Below are 17,429 nucleotides of genomic sequence, written 5' to 3' on the forward strand. Positions count from 1 at the left end.
TTGATGAAAAACGCCTTAATGGTGCTGAGTGTCGTGTTGTTTTTATTGGTTGATCCGGCCTTAGCGCAGGAGAATACCTTGTTTGATGCCGGTGCCAAACCTGTATTGATATCCAAAATATTTGCCTTTACAGAAGGCCCCGCCGTGGATAAAAAAGGCAATATCTTTTTTACCGACCAGCCCAATAACAAGATATGGGAATACACCACCGATGGGCAACTGTTCGTGTACATGGATAGCACCGGCAGGGGCAACGGCATGTACTTCGACCCGAAGGGCAACCTGATTGTTTGTGCCGACGAGCATAATCAGCTATGGTTGGTAAAGCATGGCAAAAAGAAAAAGGTACTGCTGGATAACTATAAGGGCAAACTGTTGAACGGACCGAACGACCTGTGGGTGCACCCCAATGGCAACATCTACTTTACCGACCCATACTACCAACGCCCCTGGTGGAGCCGCACCAAACCCGACCAGGACGGCCAAAAGGTGTATTACCTGCCCAAAGGCAAAACCGAGGCGGTAATGATTGAAGATAGTTTAAAGCAGCCTAACGGCATTGTAGGCTCGCCCGACGGCAAATTTTTATACGTAGCCGATATAGGTGGCGGTAAAATTTATAAGTACGACATCAACAACGATGGCACCCTGAGCGGCAGAAAGCTATTCATTAACAAAGGTGCCGATGGCATTACGCTTGATAACCTGGGCAACCTTTACCTGGCAGGCAACGGCGTTACCATCTTCAACCCCGAAGGCGTACAGATAGCCCACATCGACGTGCCCGAACCCTGGACGGCCAACATCTGCTTCGGCGGTAAAAAGCGGGATGTGCTTTTTATGACGGCATCAAAAGCTATTTATACCATGCAAATGAAGGTGAAGGGGGTGGAGTAGGGATTGGTTGATGGAAGGAGGATGAAAGAGTTGCCTGCTTTGTTATGGTACCCTGTTCTTCTTCCACTCCTCCAGCGCACACTTATAAAAGTCTTTGATTTTTTGGCGGTTGCCATCTATATAAGCCCGGAACTGTGTACCGCCGTGTTTGTAAACCGTTAGGTAAGATGCATAGGTAAGGGCGGTTGAGCGGTCTTTGAGGGCGATGCTGTCTATGTCCTTATAAAAAGCGTAATCTATCGTTGTTTTTTGCTTTTCGTCCTGAGCCACCCAATAGCCGGCTACACGTTTATCGCTAAAGAAACTGCCTCCTTGTTTAATGCCGTACCACATCGTAGCGCCTTGCGCATCAAACAGGATGATGTTTTCGTCCTTATTCAGCAGGCCGAGTTTGCGGATGTATTGTATGTCTTTGTCAGACAAATCCTTGCCACGCTTCGCGCCCGTGTTGCAAGCCGTAAATAGCATGGCCAGTATGGAGAGCCGCACAATACAGTTTATGGTATTGATAGAGATGCGCTTCATCCTACAATCGTTATACAATCTTCCGCTATCAGCGCCTCTCCGCGGTAGCGCCTAATGAGCTGCGCGGTCGCAACAACGTCTTTTTGGCAATAGGTGCAGATGCGGGGGAGGTCGTCTTCTACCCAGTAAACATGGCCCACCTGGCTGCCATCGATATCGTCCTTAGAGGTGGGGATATCGAAGATGGCGGTAAGCAGGTTTAGCGAGGTGTAGTTTTTAAAATCGCCGAATTTCCAAAGCTCCATGGTATCCAGGTGGTTTATTTCCCAGGGCTTTTTGCCGGCTATTTGCAAATGCGGCGGGAAGGGTACGCCATGGATGAGCATGCGGCGGCAGATGTACGGGAAATCGAATTCCTTGCCGTTGTGGGCGCAAAGGATAATGCTTGGCGGCTGGCTGCTCAGCATCTTACTGAAATCCATCAGCAGTTCTTTTTCCTCGTGGCCGGCGAAAGATTTTACGCGCAGTCCGGCCTTCTTCCCGTTCAGGAAAATCCCGACGGAAATACAAATAATCTTACCGAACTCCGCCCAGATACCGGCACGGTCGTAAAACTCCTCGGGCGTGGCTTCTTTTCGTTGGTACTGCGTTTTCGCATCCCATAGTTCCTGGAAATGTTCGGGTACTTCGGCAAAGGTGGGGTATTGCGGTACGGTTTCAATATCCAAAACCATCAGGTTACCCAGGTCGTATTGTTCAAGCATATGGACACGAATTTCACGAATTAAACGAAATTTAACAAAAGCAAAAACCCTTAACTGTAGAGACGCAATATTTTGCGTCTGACGTATGCAAATCAGTCATGCAAATCAACCATGCAAATCGTTCACCAGTCCTGCGGGAGACGCAAAATATTGCGTCTCTACGGAAAGGAAAATTTGTGTTCATTCAATTCGCCTCTATTTTTTATTCTTATCCAATACCTCAAAGTAAGCGCTGAGGGTATTACCCGCCGCATCCACCAGCGTCAGTTTATGCTTCCCAGCCGATGGATTTAGTGCCACCTGGTGGAATGCGGTTGTTTCGCCCACGTACTTATCATCCAGGTGCCAGAATATCTTGATACCCGGCTGCCGGTGAGCGGCGTTGAATACCACGCGACCACGTTTACCGTCTGCTTCCAGCGGCACATATATCTTAGCATTTTCTTTAGGGTAAATCAATTCCATCGGGTTGCCGTAGTCGGCATCCCCGCAGCCGGGCTTAAAGGGCGGCAGCACATGGTATTGGTAATTTTTGGCCTTGTAATAATATTCGATAGAGGGCGGCAGCACAAACCAGCTTTTGTTTACGATGGATTCCGGGCTTTCACAATTACCTGTAACCTGGTATTTTTGGTCGGGCGATAGGTGAACCAGCCTATGCCATGGGCAGGCCGCCGCTTTAAGGCCGGTTTTTGGCACCAATTGCTCCTCGGTATCGTTGCAGTATTGCCCGGCGCGGTAGCCACTTTGCTTGCATACGCTGATTTTTATCATCTCGCCCATGGGCATGGCAAACCAATCGCGCGTGGCAGGCAGCAGGCGGAATATCTCGAACAGGGCAGGGGCAGCGGTATTGATACCCGTTAGCCCCGGGCGACCCTCGCCATCGGTATTGCCCACCCAAACGCCTACCACGTACTTGGGCGTAATGCCAATGGCCCAACCATCGCGGAAACCAAAGCTGGTGCCCGTTTTCCAGGCGATGCGTTGCGTGGAACTGAACTGCTGCCAAAGCATCTCCTCGCCGGGGCGCATCACCTCTTCCATAGCTTGCAGCGTAAAGTAAAGCGAACCGGCATCCAGCAAGCCGTTTTTTTCGAGCTGGGGTTCCTCTTTAACAGGCAATTTATAAACCGGTGGGTGGTAATCGGCCGCATCGTACTTGCCGCGGTATTTTTGGTAATGGTTTACCACGCGGGCCATATCGGCATACATGCCGGCGAGTTCCCAAAGGGTATTTTCACCGCCGCCTAATATTAGCGAGAGGCCGTAGTGGTCGGCCGGTTGCTTCAAGGTGGTAACGCCGGCTTTTTTGAGCATATCGTAAAAACGTTCGTACTTGTATTGCTGCAGCATTTTTACCGCCGGTATGTTGAGCGAGCGCGAGAGGGCATTAGCGGCGGGCACTGCGCCATCGTAGCTTAGGTCGAAATTCTCGGGGTGGTAGCCTGATATTTGAGTGGGTACATCGGGTATCAGGCTGTTGGGCAGGATGAGGCCATCGTGCAGCATGGAAGCATAAAGCAAGGGCTTAAGCGTGCTTCCGGGACTACGTGGCGCGTTGATGACATCTACGTCGCTCTCCATTTCGGGGTCGTCGCGGTGCGATATATTGCCCGCGTAGGCCAGCGTTGCGCCGGTCTCCACATCCAGAACGATGGCCGCGATATTGTTGATGTCGTTGCCTTTTAAAGCCTGGTGGTGCTGTTCTATAATGCCGGCAACCTGCTGCTGCAGGTTTGTTTTTATTGTGGTGGTGATGCGGGTATCTGCCAGCGGTTGGCTGCGCGAATCGGCCTTGAAGCGTTGCAACAAATGGGGGGCTACTTGCGGCAGGGCTACGGGTTTATCCGGCACAGGCTCAAACTCGGCAAGTTTGGCGGTGGTGCTGTCTATAATGCCTTGCTTATAAAGCCTGTTCAATAGCAGGTTGCGTTTCTTTAAAAGGGTAAGCCTGTTTTTGCCGGGATGCACCAATGATGGCGAGTTGGGCAGTACGGCCAGTGCGGCCATCTCGCCCCAGGAGAGCTTATCCGGCCCGCGACCGAAATATCGCCACGACGCAGCATCCAACCCGATGACGTTGCTGCCGAATGGTGCGTTGCTAGCATACATGGCCAGTATTTCGTTTTTGCTGTAGCCAAGTTCCAGTCGCAGGGCCATGAATATCTCGCCTATTTTATTGAAAATGGTGCGTTTATGCCGGGTAGCCAGGCGCATTACCTGCATGGTGAGCGTGCTGCCACCGCTGGTAACCCTCCCGGTACGTATGTTTTGCCTGATGGCACGGCCGAATGCCAGCGCGTCGAAACCGGGGTGGTGCAGGAAACGCTTATCTTCGAACGCGATGATGCACTGCTTGAACTTTTCGGGAACGCTATCGTTGTAGGGGAAACGCCACTGCCCATCTGCTGCGATGGATGCGCCCAGTAGCTGACCCGCGTCATCGTCGATAACGTAAGAGGTAGGAGAATTGAACAGCGGCCTGGGCAGGCAAAGTGCAAACCAGGTGACTAAAGCCAATAAAATGGCTGTTATAATAATTACTTTTGGCTTTTTGAATCGTTGTTTGAGGTGCTGTACAGAAAATTGCATTAAAAGCCGGGCGTTTAAAATCCAGCCTGAAAATAGCTAAATTATCGATAACAAAACGGCGACACTATATTTAATTAACGGCTACCCTGATCCAAATTGGCAGATATATTTAAATTTAAGCAGTTCGACGTTGACCAGGCCGGTTGCGCCATGAAGGTAAACACCGATGGTGTTTTGCTGGGCGCTTTGGCCACTCCTGATAAGCCCCAAAGCATTCTTGACATCGGCACCGGAACAGGTGTTATTGCCCTGATGCTGGCGCAACGATTTGCTGATGCACAGATAGATGCCGTTGAGATAGATGCAGGCGCGGCGCAAACGGCTAATGGAAACTTCAGAGCATCAGCCTTTGCCGATCGGCTGAATTTATTTGCTTCTGGATTCGAAACGTATTTCGAAAGCTATCCCAATGTGAAGTATGACCTTATCGTAAGCAACCCGCCATTCTTTATAAACTCACTCAATTCGCCCTGGGCGACGAGGAATTTGGCGCGACATGCCGATGATGCTTTTTTTGAAAGATTGATAAAATGCGTCGCCGGGCACTTAACCTCGGATGGCCTATGCAGCATGATATTGCCATTGGAAACCGCCAACCTGGTAAAAGTGCTATTGCCGGAAAACGAGCTGCATGTGCAAAGCACCATCAGCATAAAATCTTTCGCCGAATCGATACCGCACCGCGAACTGCTTACGATTGGCAAGCACCGACAAATAGCAGTCGAACATGAGTTGGTGATTTATGATGCGCCGAAGGTATATTCGGAGGAATATCAGAATGCCTTGAGGGGATTTTTGACGATATTTGTCTGAACTCGAATTAAACGAATTTTATGAATTCACAGAATTACTGTGCATACAAAAAGTTAATTCTATAAATTCCTCTAATTCCATAAAATTCGAGTTCAGACAAAAAGCAAATTCGAGTTCAGATATTTTACAACTCGTAAATTACACCCTTCTCCGGTATCGTTACCTTATAACCATCAGGCGCCAGCGCATCGGCTAATGCCTGCATGCTTTCCTGTTCGCCGTGCACTAAGAATACGCCTTTCAGCTTATCAACGTCCTGTTGCATGATGTTATTCATCAGGTCCTCATGGTCGCCGTGGGCGCTTAGTACATCTGTTTTTTTGATGGTGGCGTAAACGGCCAGGTCGCGGTCCTTGATGTGTACGATAGGGTCGCCGCGCAGCAGGCGGTAGCCTAAGGTGCCTTTGGCGCAATAGCCTATGAACAGGATGGTGCAATAGTAGTTCTGGATGTTATAGAACAGGTGGTCTTGTATGCGGCCACCCTCCAGCATGCCTGCCGAGGAGATGATGATGCAAGGTTCGTAGTAGTTGGATACCTGTCGGCTATCCTTCAGGGTCTCCACGTAGGTAAGGTTATCGAACTCGAACTCGTCGCCCTGGCGGTTATAGAACTCCTGCGCCTCGGGATTTACCTGGCTGTGGTGCTTGCGGAATATCTCCGTAGCGCGGGTGGCCATGGGGCTATCCACGAATATGGCAACAGGCGGCAACAGTCCGCTGCTGAATATCTTGTTCAAAGCAAAAACCAACGACTGCGTGCGCCCGATGCTGAAAGCCGGGATAATCAAACGGCCCTGCTCTTTGATGCAAACCTTATCGATGGTTTCAACCAAAGTTTCTTCAACGCTTTTGCCCTTGGTGTGCATGCGGCCGCCGTAGGTAGCTTCGCTCACGATATAATCTACCTGTGGCAGCGGTTCGGGGTCGTTCAGTACGGGGTAGTTTTTGCGGCCGATATCGCCGGTGAAGGCAATGGATTTTTCGATGCCATCTTCAACCACATTAAAAACTGCGGCGGCGGCACCCAATAAATGCCCAGCGGGGATAAAGGTAAGCTCGATATCGCCATTGATACGGAACGGACGATTATAGCCAATGGTTACAAAGCGTTCCACGGTATCCATCACGTGTTTTTGCAGATACAATGGTTGCGGGCCGTTGCCGCTGCTGTGCTTATGGCGCTTACGGCTGTGCCTGCCCTTGTTGGCTTTGCTTAAAAAAATGTTGACGGAATCTATCAACAGTAGCTCGGTAAGGTCGGCAGTAGGGGGCGTGCATAATATTTGCCCGCTGAAACCCATCCGCACCAGCGTGGGCAGGTTGCCCGAGTGGTCGATATGCGCGTGGGTGAGCACCACTACGTCTATCTTCTCCGGATCGAAGCCGAAATCTTCGTTCACCTGTATATTATGGTCCTTCTCGTAGTCGAGCCCGCAATCAATCAGTATCTTATATTGGCCAACCTGCAGTAAATGCATACTGCCGGTTACCTGCCGGGCCGCCCCGTGTATGGTTAGTTTCATTTTTTAGTTCATTGGTTCATTAGTTCACTGGTTCATTGGTGCATAGTTGGCGACTTTGCAAATGGACTTTTCGAACTTAGAACGGTCATGTTAATCGCAAAATAGGAATTTGTTTAGTATCGTCCGTTACTGCTTATCAATTTCATCAGCTTACTACTAATGAACTATTGAACCTTGAACAAATGAACCCTATTGCACTTCGTATTGTAGCTGGCTCAGGTACCTGTAAAGCCCCTGCTCGTTGGCTACCAATTCCTGGTGGGTGCCGTTTTCGATAATTTGCCCTTTCTCCAATACGATAATCTTATCCGCTTCGCGGATGGTGGAGAGGCGGTGGGCGATGATGATAGACGTGCGGCCCTTCATCAGTTCTTCCAAAGCTTCCTGCACCAAACGCTCCGATTCGGAGTCCAACGACGAGGTTGCCTCATCGAGGATCAATATAGCAGGATTTTTTAACAATGCACGTGCGATGGCTATCCTTTGGCGCTGCCCGCCCGAAAGTTTTACGCCACGCTCGCCTACAACGGTTTCATAAGCCTCGGGGAAGGAGGTAATGAACTGATCGGCATTGGCGCGTTTGGCGGCCTGTATAATTTCCTCATTGCTGGCGTTCAGCTTGCCATAGGCGATATTCTCCATAATGGTACCACCGAAAAGCAATACATCCTGTGGAACGATGGCCACCTGGTTGCGGATATCGGTTAAGGCAAATTCATCGGCCGGGCGTCCATCAAACAATATCGTGCCGCTTTGCGGATGGTAGAACTGCAATATCAATGCCGCCATGGTGGATTTACCCGAACCGCTCGGCCCTACAATAGCCACTTTTTGCCCTGCTGCTGCATCGAAAGAGATACCATTCAAAACAGTAAGCTCCGAACGGGATGGGTAGGCGAATTCTACATCAGAGAAGGAGAGGTTGCCTAGTATGGTTTGTTTTATAGCGTTGTTAACATCTGTGATAGAAATATCTTCGCCATGTTCTGCCAGTATCTCCAACACCCGCTCTGACGAGCCTACAGCTTTTTGCAGATTGGCGTACAAATCAGGCAGGCTGCCCATGGCTGCGCTGATAAAAGCAGCGTAAACAATAAAATTGGTGAGTTGGCCAAAAGTAAAACCTTTATCGTGGATGGATACCAGGTACGAACCGTACCATATTTCGCAAAAGATGGTCCCGAACAAACAAAAAACAATAAAGGCCCCAAACATACCACGGTATTTTGCGCCCTTTACGGCAATGGTAACTACACGCTGTAAGGTTTTGTCGTATCTGCCAGCTTCAAAAGCTTCGTTTACAAAGGCTTTTACATTCGCTATGCCCTGTAGGGTTTCTTCTACAATGGTATTCGATTCGGCAAGCTGGTCTTGCGCCTGGCGAGATAGCTTCCTGATAAATTTTCCAAATACGATGGCCACTACTATGAGCACGGGGAGTAGCACCAGCAACGCAATAGTAAGTTTCCAGGAAATTATTACCAGCACGGTGATGCCGCCGACAAGTATAATTACCTGTCGTATGATCTCGGCAAAGGTAGTAGTAAGTACCTCCTGGATCTGCGAGAGGTCGGCAGAGATGCGGCTATTTAATTCACCAACCCTCCGGTTGGCAAAAAAGTTCATGGGTAGGGTGATTAGTTTAAAATAAGTATCGCGGCGCATATTAGCTAATGCATTCTCCGCAACCTGCACGAACCATGTAATACGGAAATACGATACAAAACCCTGTACGAATAATACTACGATGGCAATTTCACCAATTTTTTTTAAGTTGGCAGGTAAAAAGCCACCATGCTTATCGCCATGCGCTGTGTCAATCAATGCGCCGAAAAAACCGGGAAATATTAAACCAACCAGGCTTGATATTACAAGAAAAAACAAGCCGGCGATGAATTTTACTTTATATGGTTTTATGTAGCTTGTAAGCTTGCGAATATTTCGCAAGCTTTGCGAATTTATCTTCGCTTTTGGTAATTCAGCTTCAGCTTTGCTGCCACTATTCAATCGTCCTCTTGCCATGTATCAGTTTATGGTTATCAACTTGCAAAACTAAGGGTTTATTAATGATAAAAAGTGAGCAAGGTCAAAATTGACGAAACAGGGACACGATTTATGGATTAAGGGATAAAACAGGATTTTTTAGTTAAATGATTTACAAAGCGTAGCTTTAGGTCATTCACAAGTAACATGGGGCAAAGGGCAAATTATATCCTTATCGAGGGAAACCAAACCACTATCCATTACAATCATTGGCGGGCAAATAGCATTTTTGCGGATTTATATCTTGGTGAAAAGAAATTTATCAAGTTTGTAAGGACGTGTAAAATTTCTGACGTATTGCTGTATGAACTTTGGATGGAGGGGTGCGTGGTAGTAGATATCGCAAATCGAACTGTGCATTTTTGGAGCTTCGAATTTGAAATAACTTCTCGCTTTGATAGCAATTTACTGGAACTGCAAGGCAAATGGCCGGGCTGGTCGATTATTTTGGCGCGCAATAGGATGTACGACATCGAAAAAGTCTTAGAAATAGATTACATATCCCAACAGGAACTCCCTGCGCTTTCGATGTTTGAGGCTAGTAAGCTGGCAGATGAAAAGCCCGGTGACTGGACTAATGCCACCATCGTCATAAAAACAATTGCTGGTCAGCAAGTTAAACATTCGTTCTTAGGCATCGAGGAGATATTAAATTACGGTATTGAATCATTGCCCATATTGCTAAGCCGTTGTGAATTTGCATTGACCCGCGAAGACGACTATGAAACAGGCGGCTATGAATTAATGATAATAGATGGTGTAACCAGCCAAATTTTTATTGACCGTTGCGAATTTGGCTTATGGGAGCAAACTCAGCATAAATGGCCCGGATATACTTTTCAAATGGGCGATTACGGGTATATAAGAACCCTGCAAATGGCCGGGATTGATACTTCAGGGTTATTGATGCCAGATGACGTTGCCAAGGAAAAGTTCAACGAATTGATCCGTCAGTCGACGGATTTTAATCCGGAAACGCTTGCAAAATCGTTGATAAAAGACACGGGCAGCGATGTGCAGTTTAACCCGGACTTTTTCGATAATGTAAAGCCCTATGAAACTACGATGAGTAAAATTAAAAGCTACTTAAAACGAATGTTAAGGTAAGCGCAATTTTTCTACCTAAACTCAATAATCACGCTATCCCCAACATTCAAGCCCAGCAAGCCGCTGGCGTTGCCTTTGTTTATGGCAATCTCCAGGTGGTCGCTGATGCCGAAGAGGCAAAGTTTCTCGCCTTCGGGTACTTCGTTATAATGCCAGCTGAGATGGGTAATGGTTTCGTTGCGCTTAAACGAGAGCACGAAACGGCGGCCCTGCTGCACGCGGTTGAAGAACTCCTTGGTGATGTTTGTAATTACGTTCTGGAACGAATCGATATAGATCACTACGCCGCGTATCAAATTATTGTCGATAACCGGGTGCAGGTTGGTTTTGTTTTCCACATCGCTTACCGGCAGGCCAATCTCGGCCAGTTTGCCGCCTTTGGCCAGGTGGCAGGCGGCCTTCACGAAGATATCTGCAAGCGGAAAGTGCAGGAATTTAAGGTCCTGCATAATGTTTATTTCTACAATCTCCTGTGGCTCAGCATCAAACATCAACGAGAAGATGCCGTTATCTGCACCCACGAAAAAGTGGTTTTTATAACGCACGGCCAGGTAGCGGGTGGCGTTGTTGTAAACAGTATCTATACCAATGAGGTGCACCGTATCATCGGGGAAATAATAGAAGCTGTTTTTGAGGATGAATGCCGCCTGCTGCACGTTGAAAGCCGACACATTGTTAGTAATATCTACGATGTTTACTGTTGGCAACAACTTTAAAATACTACCTTTAAGGGCAGCCTGATAAATATCTTTATCGCCCAGATCGGTAGTTAAAGTTATAATCGCCATTAATTTTATAAATATTTATTGCTAATCTTGTGTGAGCATTTAAAGGTGCAAATATTAAATTTTTAATTCATAAAAATCTGCAACCGAAAAAATCAATTAGTATTGAACGAGCTAAAACTATCTATCGAGCAAGTAAACCCCGCCGTATTGTGGGGCCCGAATAACGATCATTTCGAGATACTCAAGAAGCAATATCCTAAGCTTAAAATAGTTGCGCGCGGCAGCGATGTAAAGGTTTTGGGCGATGAAGCCGAACTGGCACTGTTCCAGGATAAGTTCGACCGGCTGGTGCAGCACCTGGAGAAATACGAAAGCCTAAACACAATTGATGTGGAGCGCATTTTGGGTGCTAAGCCTAAACCTGCATCATCAACAGGCGAACCGGCTGCAGCAGATAAATTTGCCAGCGGCGAGGTATTGGTTTTTGGCCCTAATGGCGTAATGGTACGTGCCCGTACTACCAACCAACACCGTATGGTTGATGGTATCGGCAAAAACGACATCCTGTTTGCCATTGGCCCCGCAGGTACAGGTAAAACCTATACAGCGGTTGCCCTTGCCGTGCGTGCGCTCAAAAACAAAGAGATAAAACGTATCATCCTAACCCGGCCGGCTGTAGAAGCAGGGGAGAACCTTGGCTTTTTGCCAGGCGACCTGAAAGAAAAAATCGACCCGTATCTGCGCCCCTTATACGATGCGCTGGACGATATGATACCCGCCGAAAAGCTGAAACTGTACCTGGAGAACCGCACCATTGAGATTGCACCCCTGGCATTTATGCGCGGCCGTACGCTGGATAATTGCTTCGTGATATTGGATGAGGCACAAAACGCCACCGATATGCAGCTGAAGATGTTCCTGACCCGTATGGGGCCATCGGCCAAATTTATCGTAACCGGCGACGTAACCCAGATAGATTTACCAAAGAAACAGCAATCGGGCCTGTACACCGCTCTGCGCATCCTTACCGACATCAAGGGTATCGACATTGTGTACCTGAGCGGCGAAGACGTAGTAAGGCACAAACTGGTGCGCCGGATACTGGAAGCTTACGGGGATATACAATAAAATAGAGGCAAGAGGTCAAGAATCAAGAGACAAGAAATTAATCGTTCCTGTGTCTTTATTTTCGACTCGAACAATCTTAAACAGAGATAAGAAGCCAGGAACCAAGAGATAAGATGTTTTTGTCTTGATTCTTGACTCTCACAATCTTGATTCTAAAATGAACGCTATAAAAGAAACACATTTCAATTTCGAAGGGCAAACTGCCTTCTATAAAGGCAAGGTGCGCGATGTATATACCATTGCCGATAAATACCTGGCCATGGTGGTTACCGACAGGATCTCGGCATTCGACGTAGTATTGCCAGAGCCTATCCCATACAAAGGGCAGGTGCTAAATCAAATCGCTGCTAAATTTTTAAAAGCCACAGCGGATATCGTGCCCAATTGGGTTGTAAGCGTACCCGACCCAAGCGTTACCATCGGCCGCATTTGCGAGCCATTTAAGGTAGAAATGGTGATACGCGGCTATCTGGCCGGCCACTCGGCCCGCGAATATGCCCTTGGCAAACGCCAGGTTTGCGGCGTTACGCTTCCTGAAGGCTTGAAGGAAAACGACATACTGCCAGAGCCCATTATTACCCCAACTACCAAAGCATCTGTAGGGCATGATGAGGATATCTCGCGCGAGGATATTTTAGCTAAAGGCATCGTAAGCGAGGCAGACTATGTGCAACTGGAGGATTACACCCGCCGGCTTTTTGCCCGCGGTACCGAGATTGCGGCAGGGCAGGGGCTTATATTGGTTGATACCAAATACGAGTTTGGCAAAGTGGGCGATACCATTTACCTGATAGACGAGATACACACGCCCGATTCATCGCGCTATTTTTATAGCGATGGCTATCAGGAGCGCCAGGCCAACAACGAGCCGCAGAAGCAGCTTTCTAAAGAATTCGTACGCAGGTGGTTGATAGAGAACGGTTTCCAGGGCAAGGATGGGCAAACCGTGCCCGAAATGACGCGCGAGATAGTACTTTCTATCTCCGAAAGGTATATCGAACTGTATCAGCAAATTACCGGCGAAGCATTTGAGAAACCGGGCGACGAGGATGTTTTGCAAAGGGTAGAACGGCATATCAACACCGCTTTGGCAGCGTTGTATTTTTTTTAATTGAAGATAAAAGTTATATCTTAGCTTTCTAATTATCCTAAAATGAAATATACGGTTGATAAGCACGAGAAATATATCCTTATTAAGCTTAACGAATCAAAACTGAACTCGCTGATTACGCCGCAGCTTAAATCTGAGCTGATACTGATCAATACCGAGGGTCAGCGCAATATCGTACTCGACCTTTCGCAGGTAAAATTCGCCGATTCATCGGGCTTAAGCAGCTTATTGGTTGGCCACCGCCTTTGCAAAAACGCAAATGGTTCCTTCATTTTGGCCGGCCTTAATGATGCTGTGGCCCGTTTGGTAACCATTTCGCAGCTGGATAATGTACTATCTGTAGTGCCTACCTGCGAAGAAGCTATCGACCTTATTTTTATAGAGGAGATAGAAAAAGAATTGAAAAGAGAAATTAGGTAATTTTTTGGGGCACCCGGTATGAAATTCGAAGTAACAATACTGGGCAGCAGCTCTGCAACTCCCATATTCAACCGTAACCCAACGGCACAGGTACTCAACATCAACGAGAAATTGTATCTGGTTGATTGTGCCGAAGGGACGCAGCAGCAGATGCTGCGGTTCGATGTAAAAGCCAGTCGGATAGATTATATTTTCATCAGCCACCTGCACGGCGATCACTACCTTGGGTTGGTGGGCCTGCTATCATCCATGCACCTCAACGGCCGCAAAAAGCCCATGAAACTTTTTTGCCCGCCTGCACTCAAAGAAATCATCGACCTTCAGCTAAAGTATTCGGAAACGACGCTACACTTTGCGTTGGAGTATGTTTTTACAAGCGACGAGAAGCCGATGGTGGTGCTGGATAACCAGGATGTTACCGTGGAAACCATCCCGCTGGATCACCGCATCCCCACTACCGGCTTCCTGTTCAGGCAAAAGAAACGGCAGCGCAAGCTCATTAAAGAGAAAGTAGAGGAGCTTGGTATACCGGTGCCTTATTACACTTCGTTGAAAAAAGGTCGCGATTATGAGGCTGCGGATGGCACCATCTACAAAAACGATACGCTCACCATTGATTCTGATGCGCCAAAATCATACGCCTACTGTTCAGATACGCTTTATAACCCTAAATACTTCGCGCAGATAGCTTCTGCTGATTTACTATACCACGAGGCTACTTTTTTGAATGATATGCTGGATAGAGCGGCCATAACCCACCACACTACCGCCCTGCAGGCTGCGGATGTAGCGTTAAAAACTAATGCTGCTAAGCTCATTATCGGTCATTTTTCGGCGCGGTACAAAACCCTTAACGAATTGCTCGACGAAGCCCAAAGCCTGTTCCCCAATACAGAGTTGGCTACAGAAGGGAAAACTTTCGTTATAGCGGAGTGAGGCGGGTGAGTGGAAAGTAGGGAATAGTGAGTGGAAAATTTTAACTGCGCACTTTCTTGGCCACGCTTTTAACCTCTCTAACTTTTCATAACCTTTCTAAATTTCGCATCAAGGATGCGCCGCTACCCATACTTCGCCATCTTCAAAAAATTCTTTCTTCCAGATAGGGACCGTTTGCTTAAGGGTATCAATAATATAGCGGCAGGCTTCGAAAGCGGCATCGCGGTGCGCGGCAGATACGGCAATAACTACGGGCACTTCGCCCACTTGCAATACGCCGGTGCGGTGGTGTACCAGCACCTTCTGTACCGGCCATCGTTCAAGCGTTTGTTGAATTATTTTATTTATCTCGCTGATTGCCATTGGTATATAGGCTTCAAATTCCAGCTTAACTACGGGCTTGCTTTTGGTAGCATTGCGAACAGTACCTATAAAAACATCAATCCCGCCAGATTGCGGCGACATCACCCAATCGATGCAGACCTTGATATCCAAAGGCTCGGAAAGAATTTTTACTTGCGTATCCATACTTATCCTCCGCTTACAGGTGGTATTATGGCTATCTCGTCCCTTTCGGTTAGCAGCAGGGTATCTTGTGCGTATTCGTTATTCACGGCAACCATATAGCTGGCCAGCTGCTTCAGGCGGGGATAGGCCTGCTCTAACCGGGCTTTCAAATCGCCCGTGCTGGCATCTCCGGGCAGCACCATGTTTAGTGTGCTCGCGCCAAATATATCCTTAGCTATGCCGAATGCCAGTATCTCTATTTTCATCACCTTACAAATATGCGATTATCCGGCCTCATCCAATCAAAATTTGTCGAATGAAATACTTATTCCGCGGCCCGGTATGCGGCCAGCAAATCATTAACTAATATACCGTTAATCGTCATGCCTGTAGTATCGCAATCGCTGATGGTTACATTGCTCAAATCACAATTGCTGATAGCGCTGCCGTTAAGGTCGCAATCCTCAAACCTTAAGGGGCGTTGTTTGGCATTGGGGTCATAATTGGGGTGGCCTTTTGGCGGCATGCCGATGTTGTGTATGAACGCTCCGCCTAGTTGCGCCCCTTCTATTTCCAGATCGCTCAGGTTGGCATTAGTAATCTTCACGCCCGTTGCCGATACATCTTCCATAGTAGTATCGTTAAGACAGGCCATCCTGATGTTAGAGCCGGTTAGGTTGGCTTCTTCTACGTTTAGTTTCTTTGCGTCGTTTATAATATTCAGAGTTTGCATAGAATTATAGTTTGATGATCGAATATCGGCAATAAACAATAAACGGCTAAGTGCTGATTGCGACAAAAAACGGGCGTTATATGACGTATTTATTCCCCCCAGGCGGTTATCATCAGGCTGCGTTGACCGCCATGGTTACGGTGCTCGCAAAGGTAGATGCCCTGCCAGGTACCCAAAGCCAGCCTGCCGTTGCGGATAGGGATAGTAAGCGAGCAGCCTAGCATAGCCGCTTTAAGATGGGCTGGCATATCGTCGCTGCCTTCGTCGTCGTGCCGGTAGTCGGGGTCGTCCTCGGGTACTGCCTTGTTGAAATACATCTCAAAATCCTGCCGAACGGTTGGGTCGGCATTCTCGTTGATGCTAAGCGACGCAGAAGTATGCTGAATGAACACCTGGCATATCCCGGTTTTGAATTCGGTAAGTTGCGGCATGGCGTTTACCACTTCGGATGTAATGATGTGGAAGCCCCGGCGATAGGGCCTCAGGTGCAGACTTTGCTGGTATATTTTCATCTTAAATTAACGCTGCTTTCAGAAAGAAGTTCCTGGCAGGCAATATCAGCAAAAAAACAAAAAATAGCTTGCTTGCAGACGCTCTATATATTACATTTGTAATGTATATAAAATCTATGGATTTTATATACATTGTAATTATCCATTAAGGCACATAATCTTTAGCGCTATTATACTGATCTTATAAAAGCCAAGCCCGTTGCGCAAGCGCGGGCTTTTACATTTAAAAAAACAGCCGGTCAAAATCACTTAACTCAATATTTTGAAGCACCCTCGCGCAAGATGCCCTTTCGCCTACCACTTAACAAATAGGCAAACCCCGGCTGTTTCATCTATATAACGGATGCAAGCGTAGATACGCAACAGCCAGACAGAAAATCAAAGCTTTATTTTTATTGCGAGGGTGGGGTAAAGCTCCAATACATCATCTGTGGTGTTTACATGATAATAGGTATTAAGCTTGGTGCCCATGTACAGCCCTCCTTTTAAGCGGTACCAAAACTGTGGCTCGGCATATAAGTAAAAGCGCTTGCCGGGTAGAGCGGGCATGGCATTGTCACCATGGTACTTATTTTCGGTCCATATCGATGCGCTACCGGCAAATTCGGCGCGGTAATTAAAAAGGCCCTTGTAAAAGTACAGTGTGTATAAAAAATCGTGACTGGGTTTTGCGTAGGGCGTGTAGCGGTAATTGAGTACGCTGCTGAGGTAAGCATTGCCTATTTTAAAGGGATAGCTTACACCTACCGAATACGTATTGACGATGTAATAGCTGTACTGCCTTGGTGTGGTAATGCCCAATCCGCCGCTGTACTGCAGGTTGATGAATATCTTTGGCCGCCAAAACCGCAGCTCCTGCGAAACCTGCATATAGTATTTGCCCATGTTGTTTTTGTCGCCTATGAAGTCGGCTTGCAGTTTGAGCAGGAAGGAACCGGGCTTTATCACGCTTTTACCCGTATCCGGGGCTTTAAAGTATTCGAAATACAGGGTTGGGTAATTTTTGGCGTTACGCTGAGGGTTTAGCGTGTGCCGTGCATCGTAGTGCAATTGCAGCTGTTGGGCCGCAGCAAAAACCGATAAATGCAGGAAAATGAAAAAACATAAAGATTTCATCTACAAGTAATATTAATGAATGCGATATT

At 47.5% G+C, this 17,429-nt stretch carries 18 protein-coding genes; 7 read left to right on the forward strand and 11 right to left on the reverse strand.

The annotated features are described in order from the left end of the window. Positions 1 to 3: 3 nt before the first annotated feature. Entirely contained in the window at positions 4 to 897 is an 894-nt protein-coding gene (locus tag AC1DXC_RS06090) for an SMP-30/gluconolactonase/LRE family protein (protein WP_477458250.1), read from the forward strand. Positions 898 to 939: 42 nt separating this feature from the next. On the opposite strand, the gene AC1DXC_RS06095 is transcribed toward AC1DXC_RS06090, so the two are convergent. The 3 genes from AC1DXC_RS06095 to pbpC form a co-directional block, all read right to left on the reverse strand. Next, on the reverse strand, positions 940 to 1,422 hold the full coding sequence (locus tag AC1DXC_RS06095; protein ID WP_477458251.1) for a hypothetical protein: 483 nt from the start codon (positions 1,420 to 1,422) through the stop codon (positions 940 to 942). After that, entirely contained in the window at positions 1,419 to 2,126 is a 708-nt protein-coding gene (locus tag AC1DXC_RS06100; RefSeq protein ID WP_477458252.1) for a 3'-5' exonuclease, read from the reverse strand. Before AC1DXC_RS06100 ends, AC1DXC_RS06095 begins: the two co-directional genes overlap by 4 nt. Positions 2,127 to 2,321: 195 nt before the next feature. Then, complete coding sequence (gene pbpC, locus AC1DXC_RS06105) at positions 2,322 to 4,721, reverse strand: penicillin-binding protein 1C (protein ID WP_477458253.1); 2,400 nt, start codon at positions 4,719 to 4,721, stop codon at positions 2,322 to 2,324. A 96-nt stretch (positions 4,722 to 4,817) separates the two neighbouring features. Here pbpC and AC1DXC_RS06110 point away from each other — a divergent pair, with 96 nt between their 5' ends. Beyond that, positions 4,818 to 5,534, forward strand: coding sequence for a tRNA1(Val) (adenine(37)-N6)-methyltransferase (locus AC1DXC_RS06110; RefSeq protein ID WP_477458254.1), 717 nt, complete (start codon positions 4,818 to 4,820; stop codon positions 5,532 to 5,534). Between the two features lie 124 nt (positions 5,535 to 5,658). On the opposite strand, the gene AC1DXC_RS06115 is transcribed toward AC1DXC_RS06110, so the two are convergent. Continuing rightward, on the reverse strand, positions 5,659 to 7,059 hold the full coding sequence (locus tag AC1DXC_RS06115) for an MBL fold metallo-hydrolase (RefSeq protein WP_477458255.1): 1,401 nt from the start codon (positions 7,057 to 7,059) through the stop codon (positions 5,659 to 5,661). A 189-nt stretch (positions 7,060 to 7,248) separates the two neighbouring features. Continuing rightward, positions 7,249 to 9,081: an ABC transporter ATP-binding protein gene (locus AC1DXC_RS06120; protein WP_477458256.1), complete on the reverse strand. Its 1,833-nt coding sequence runs from the start codon at positions 9,079 to 9,081 to the stop codon at positions 7,249 to 7,251. Between the two features lie 168 nt (positions 9,082 to 9,249). Here AC1DXC_RS06120 and AC1DXC_RS06125 point away from each other — a divergent pair, with 168 nt between their 5' ends. Further along, positions 9,250 to 10,209, forward strand: coding sequence for a hypothetical protein (locus AC1DXC_RS06125; protein ID WP_477458257.1), 960 nt, complete (start codon positions 9,250 to 9,252; stop codon positions 10,207 to 10,209). 11 nt (positions 10,210 to 10,220) lie between these two features. Here AC1DXC_RS06125 and AC1DXC_RS06130 read toward each other — a convergent pair whose 3' ends face one another. Further along, on the reverse strand, positions 10,221 to 10,997 hold the full coding sequence (locus AC1DXC_RS06130) for an SAM hydrolase/SAM-dependent halogenase family protein (RefSeq protein ID WP_477458258.1): 777 nt from the start codon (positions 10,995 to 10,997) through the stop codon (positions 10,221 to 10,223). 102 nt (positions 10,998 to 11,099) lie between these two features. Between AC1DXC_RS06130 and AC1DXC_RS06135 the strand changes: the two genes are divergently transcribed. The 4 genes from AC1DXC_RS06135 (at position 11,100) to AC1DXC_RS06150 (ending at position 14,532) form a co-directional block, all read left to right on the forward strand. Then, the gene (locus AC1DXC_RS06135) at positions 11,100 to 12,065 is read left to right on the forward strand and encodes a PhoH family protein (protein WP_477458259.1); all 966 of its coding nucleotides are present in this window, start codon (positions 11,100 to 11,102) and stop codon (positions 12,063 to 12,065) included. A gap of 157 nt (positions 12,066 to 12,222) precedes the next feature. Beyond that, positions 12,223 to 13,176: a phosphoribosylaminoimidazolesuccinocarboxamide synthase gene (locus AC1DXC_RS06140; protein WP_477458260.1), complete on the forward strand. Its 954-nt coding sequence runs from the start codon at positions 12,223 to 12,225 to the stop codon at positions 13,174 to 13,176. A 42-nt stretch (positions 13,177 to 13,218) separates the two neighbouring features. Next, the gene (locus tag AC1DXC_RS06145; RefSeq protein WP_477458261.1) at positions 13,219 to 13,596 is read left to right on the forward strand and encodes an STAS domain-containing protein; all 378 of its coding nucleotides are present in this window, start codon (positions 13,219 to 13,221) and stop codon (positions 13,594 to 13,596) included. Positions 13,597 to 13,614: 18 nt separating this feature from the next. Further along, positions 13,615 to 14,532, forward strand: coding sequence for a ribonuclease Z (locus tag AC1DXC_RS06150; protein WP_477458262.1), 918 nt, complete (start codon positions 13,615 to 13,617; stop codon positions 14,530 to 14,532). A 108-nt stretch (positions 14,533 to 14,640) separates the two neighbouring features. Here the strand turns inward: AC1DXC_RS06150 and AC1DXC_RS06155 are convergent, their stop codons facing one another. The 5 genes from AC1DXC_RS06155 to AC1DXC_RS06175 form a co-directional block, all read right to left on the reverse strand. Then, complete coding sequence (locus AC1DXC_RS06155) at positions 14,641 to 15,060, reverse strand: molybdenum cofactor biosynthesis protein MoaE (protein WP_477458263.1); 420 nt, start codon at positions 15,058 to 15,060, stop codon at positions 14,641 to 14,643. A 2-nt stretch (positions 15,061 to 15,062) separates the two neighbouring features. Further along, on the reverse strand, positions 15,063 to 15,305 hold the full coding sequence (locus AC1DXC_RS06160) for a MoaD/ThiS family protein (RefSeq protein ID WP_477458264.1): 243 nt from the start codon (positions 15,303 to 15,305) through the stop codon (positions 15,063 to 15,065). 59 nt (positions 15,306 to 15,364) lie between these two features. Continuing rightward, on the reverse strand, positions 15,365 to 15,772 hold the full coding sequence (locus AC1DXC_RS06165) for a pentapeptide repeat-containing protein (RefSeq protein ID WP_477458265.1): 408 nt from the start codon (positions 15,770 to 15,772) through the stop codon (positions 15,365 to 15,367). Between the two features lie 89 nt (positions 15,773 to 15,861). Beyond that, the gene (locus AC1DXC_RS06170; RefSeq protein ID WP_477458266.1) at positions 15,862 to 16,284 is read right to left on the reverse strand and encodes a secondary thiamine-phosphate synthase enzyme YjbQ; all 423 of its coding nucleotides are present in this window, start codon (positions 16,282 to 16,284) and stop codon (positions 15,862 to 15,864) included. Positions 16,285 to 16,662: 378 nt separating this feature from the next. Beyond that, complete coding sequence (locus AC1DXC_RS06175) at positions 16,663 to 17,400, reverse strand: DUF5020 family protein (RefSeq protein ID WP_477458267.1); 738 nt, start codon at positions 17,398 to 17,400, stop codon at positions 16,663 to 16,665. Positions 17,401 to 17,429: the final 29 nt, after the last annotated feature.

The sequence above is a fragment of the Mucilaginibacter sp. P2_D11 genome, assembly GCF_056404435.1.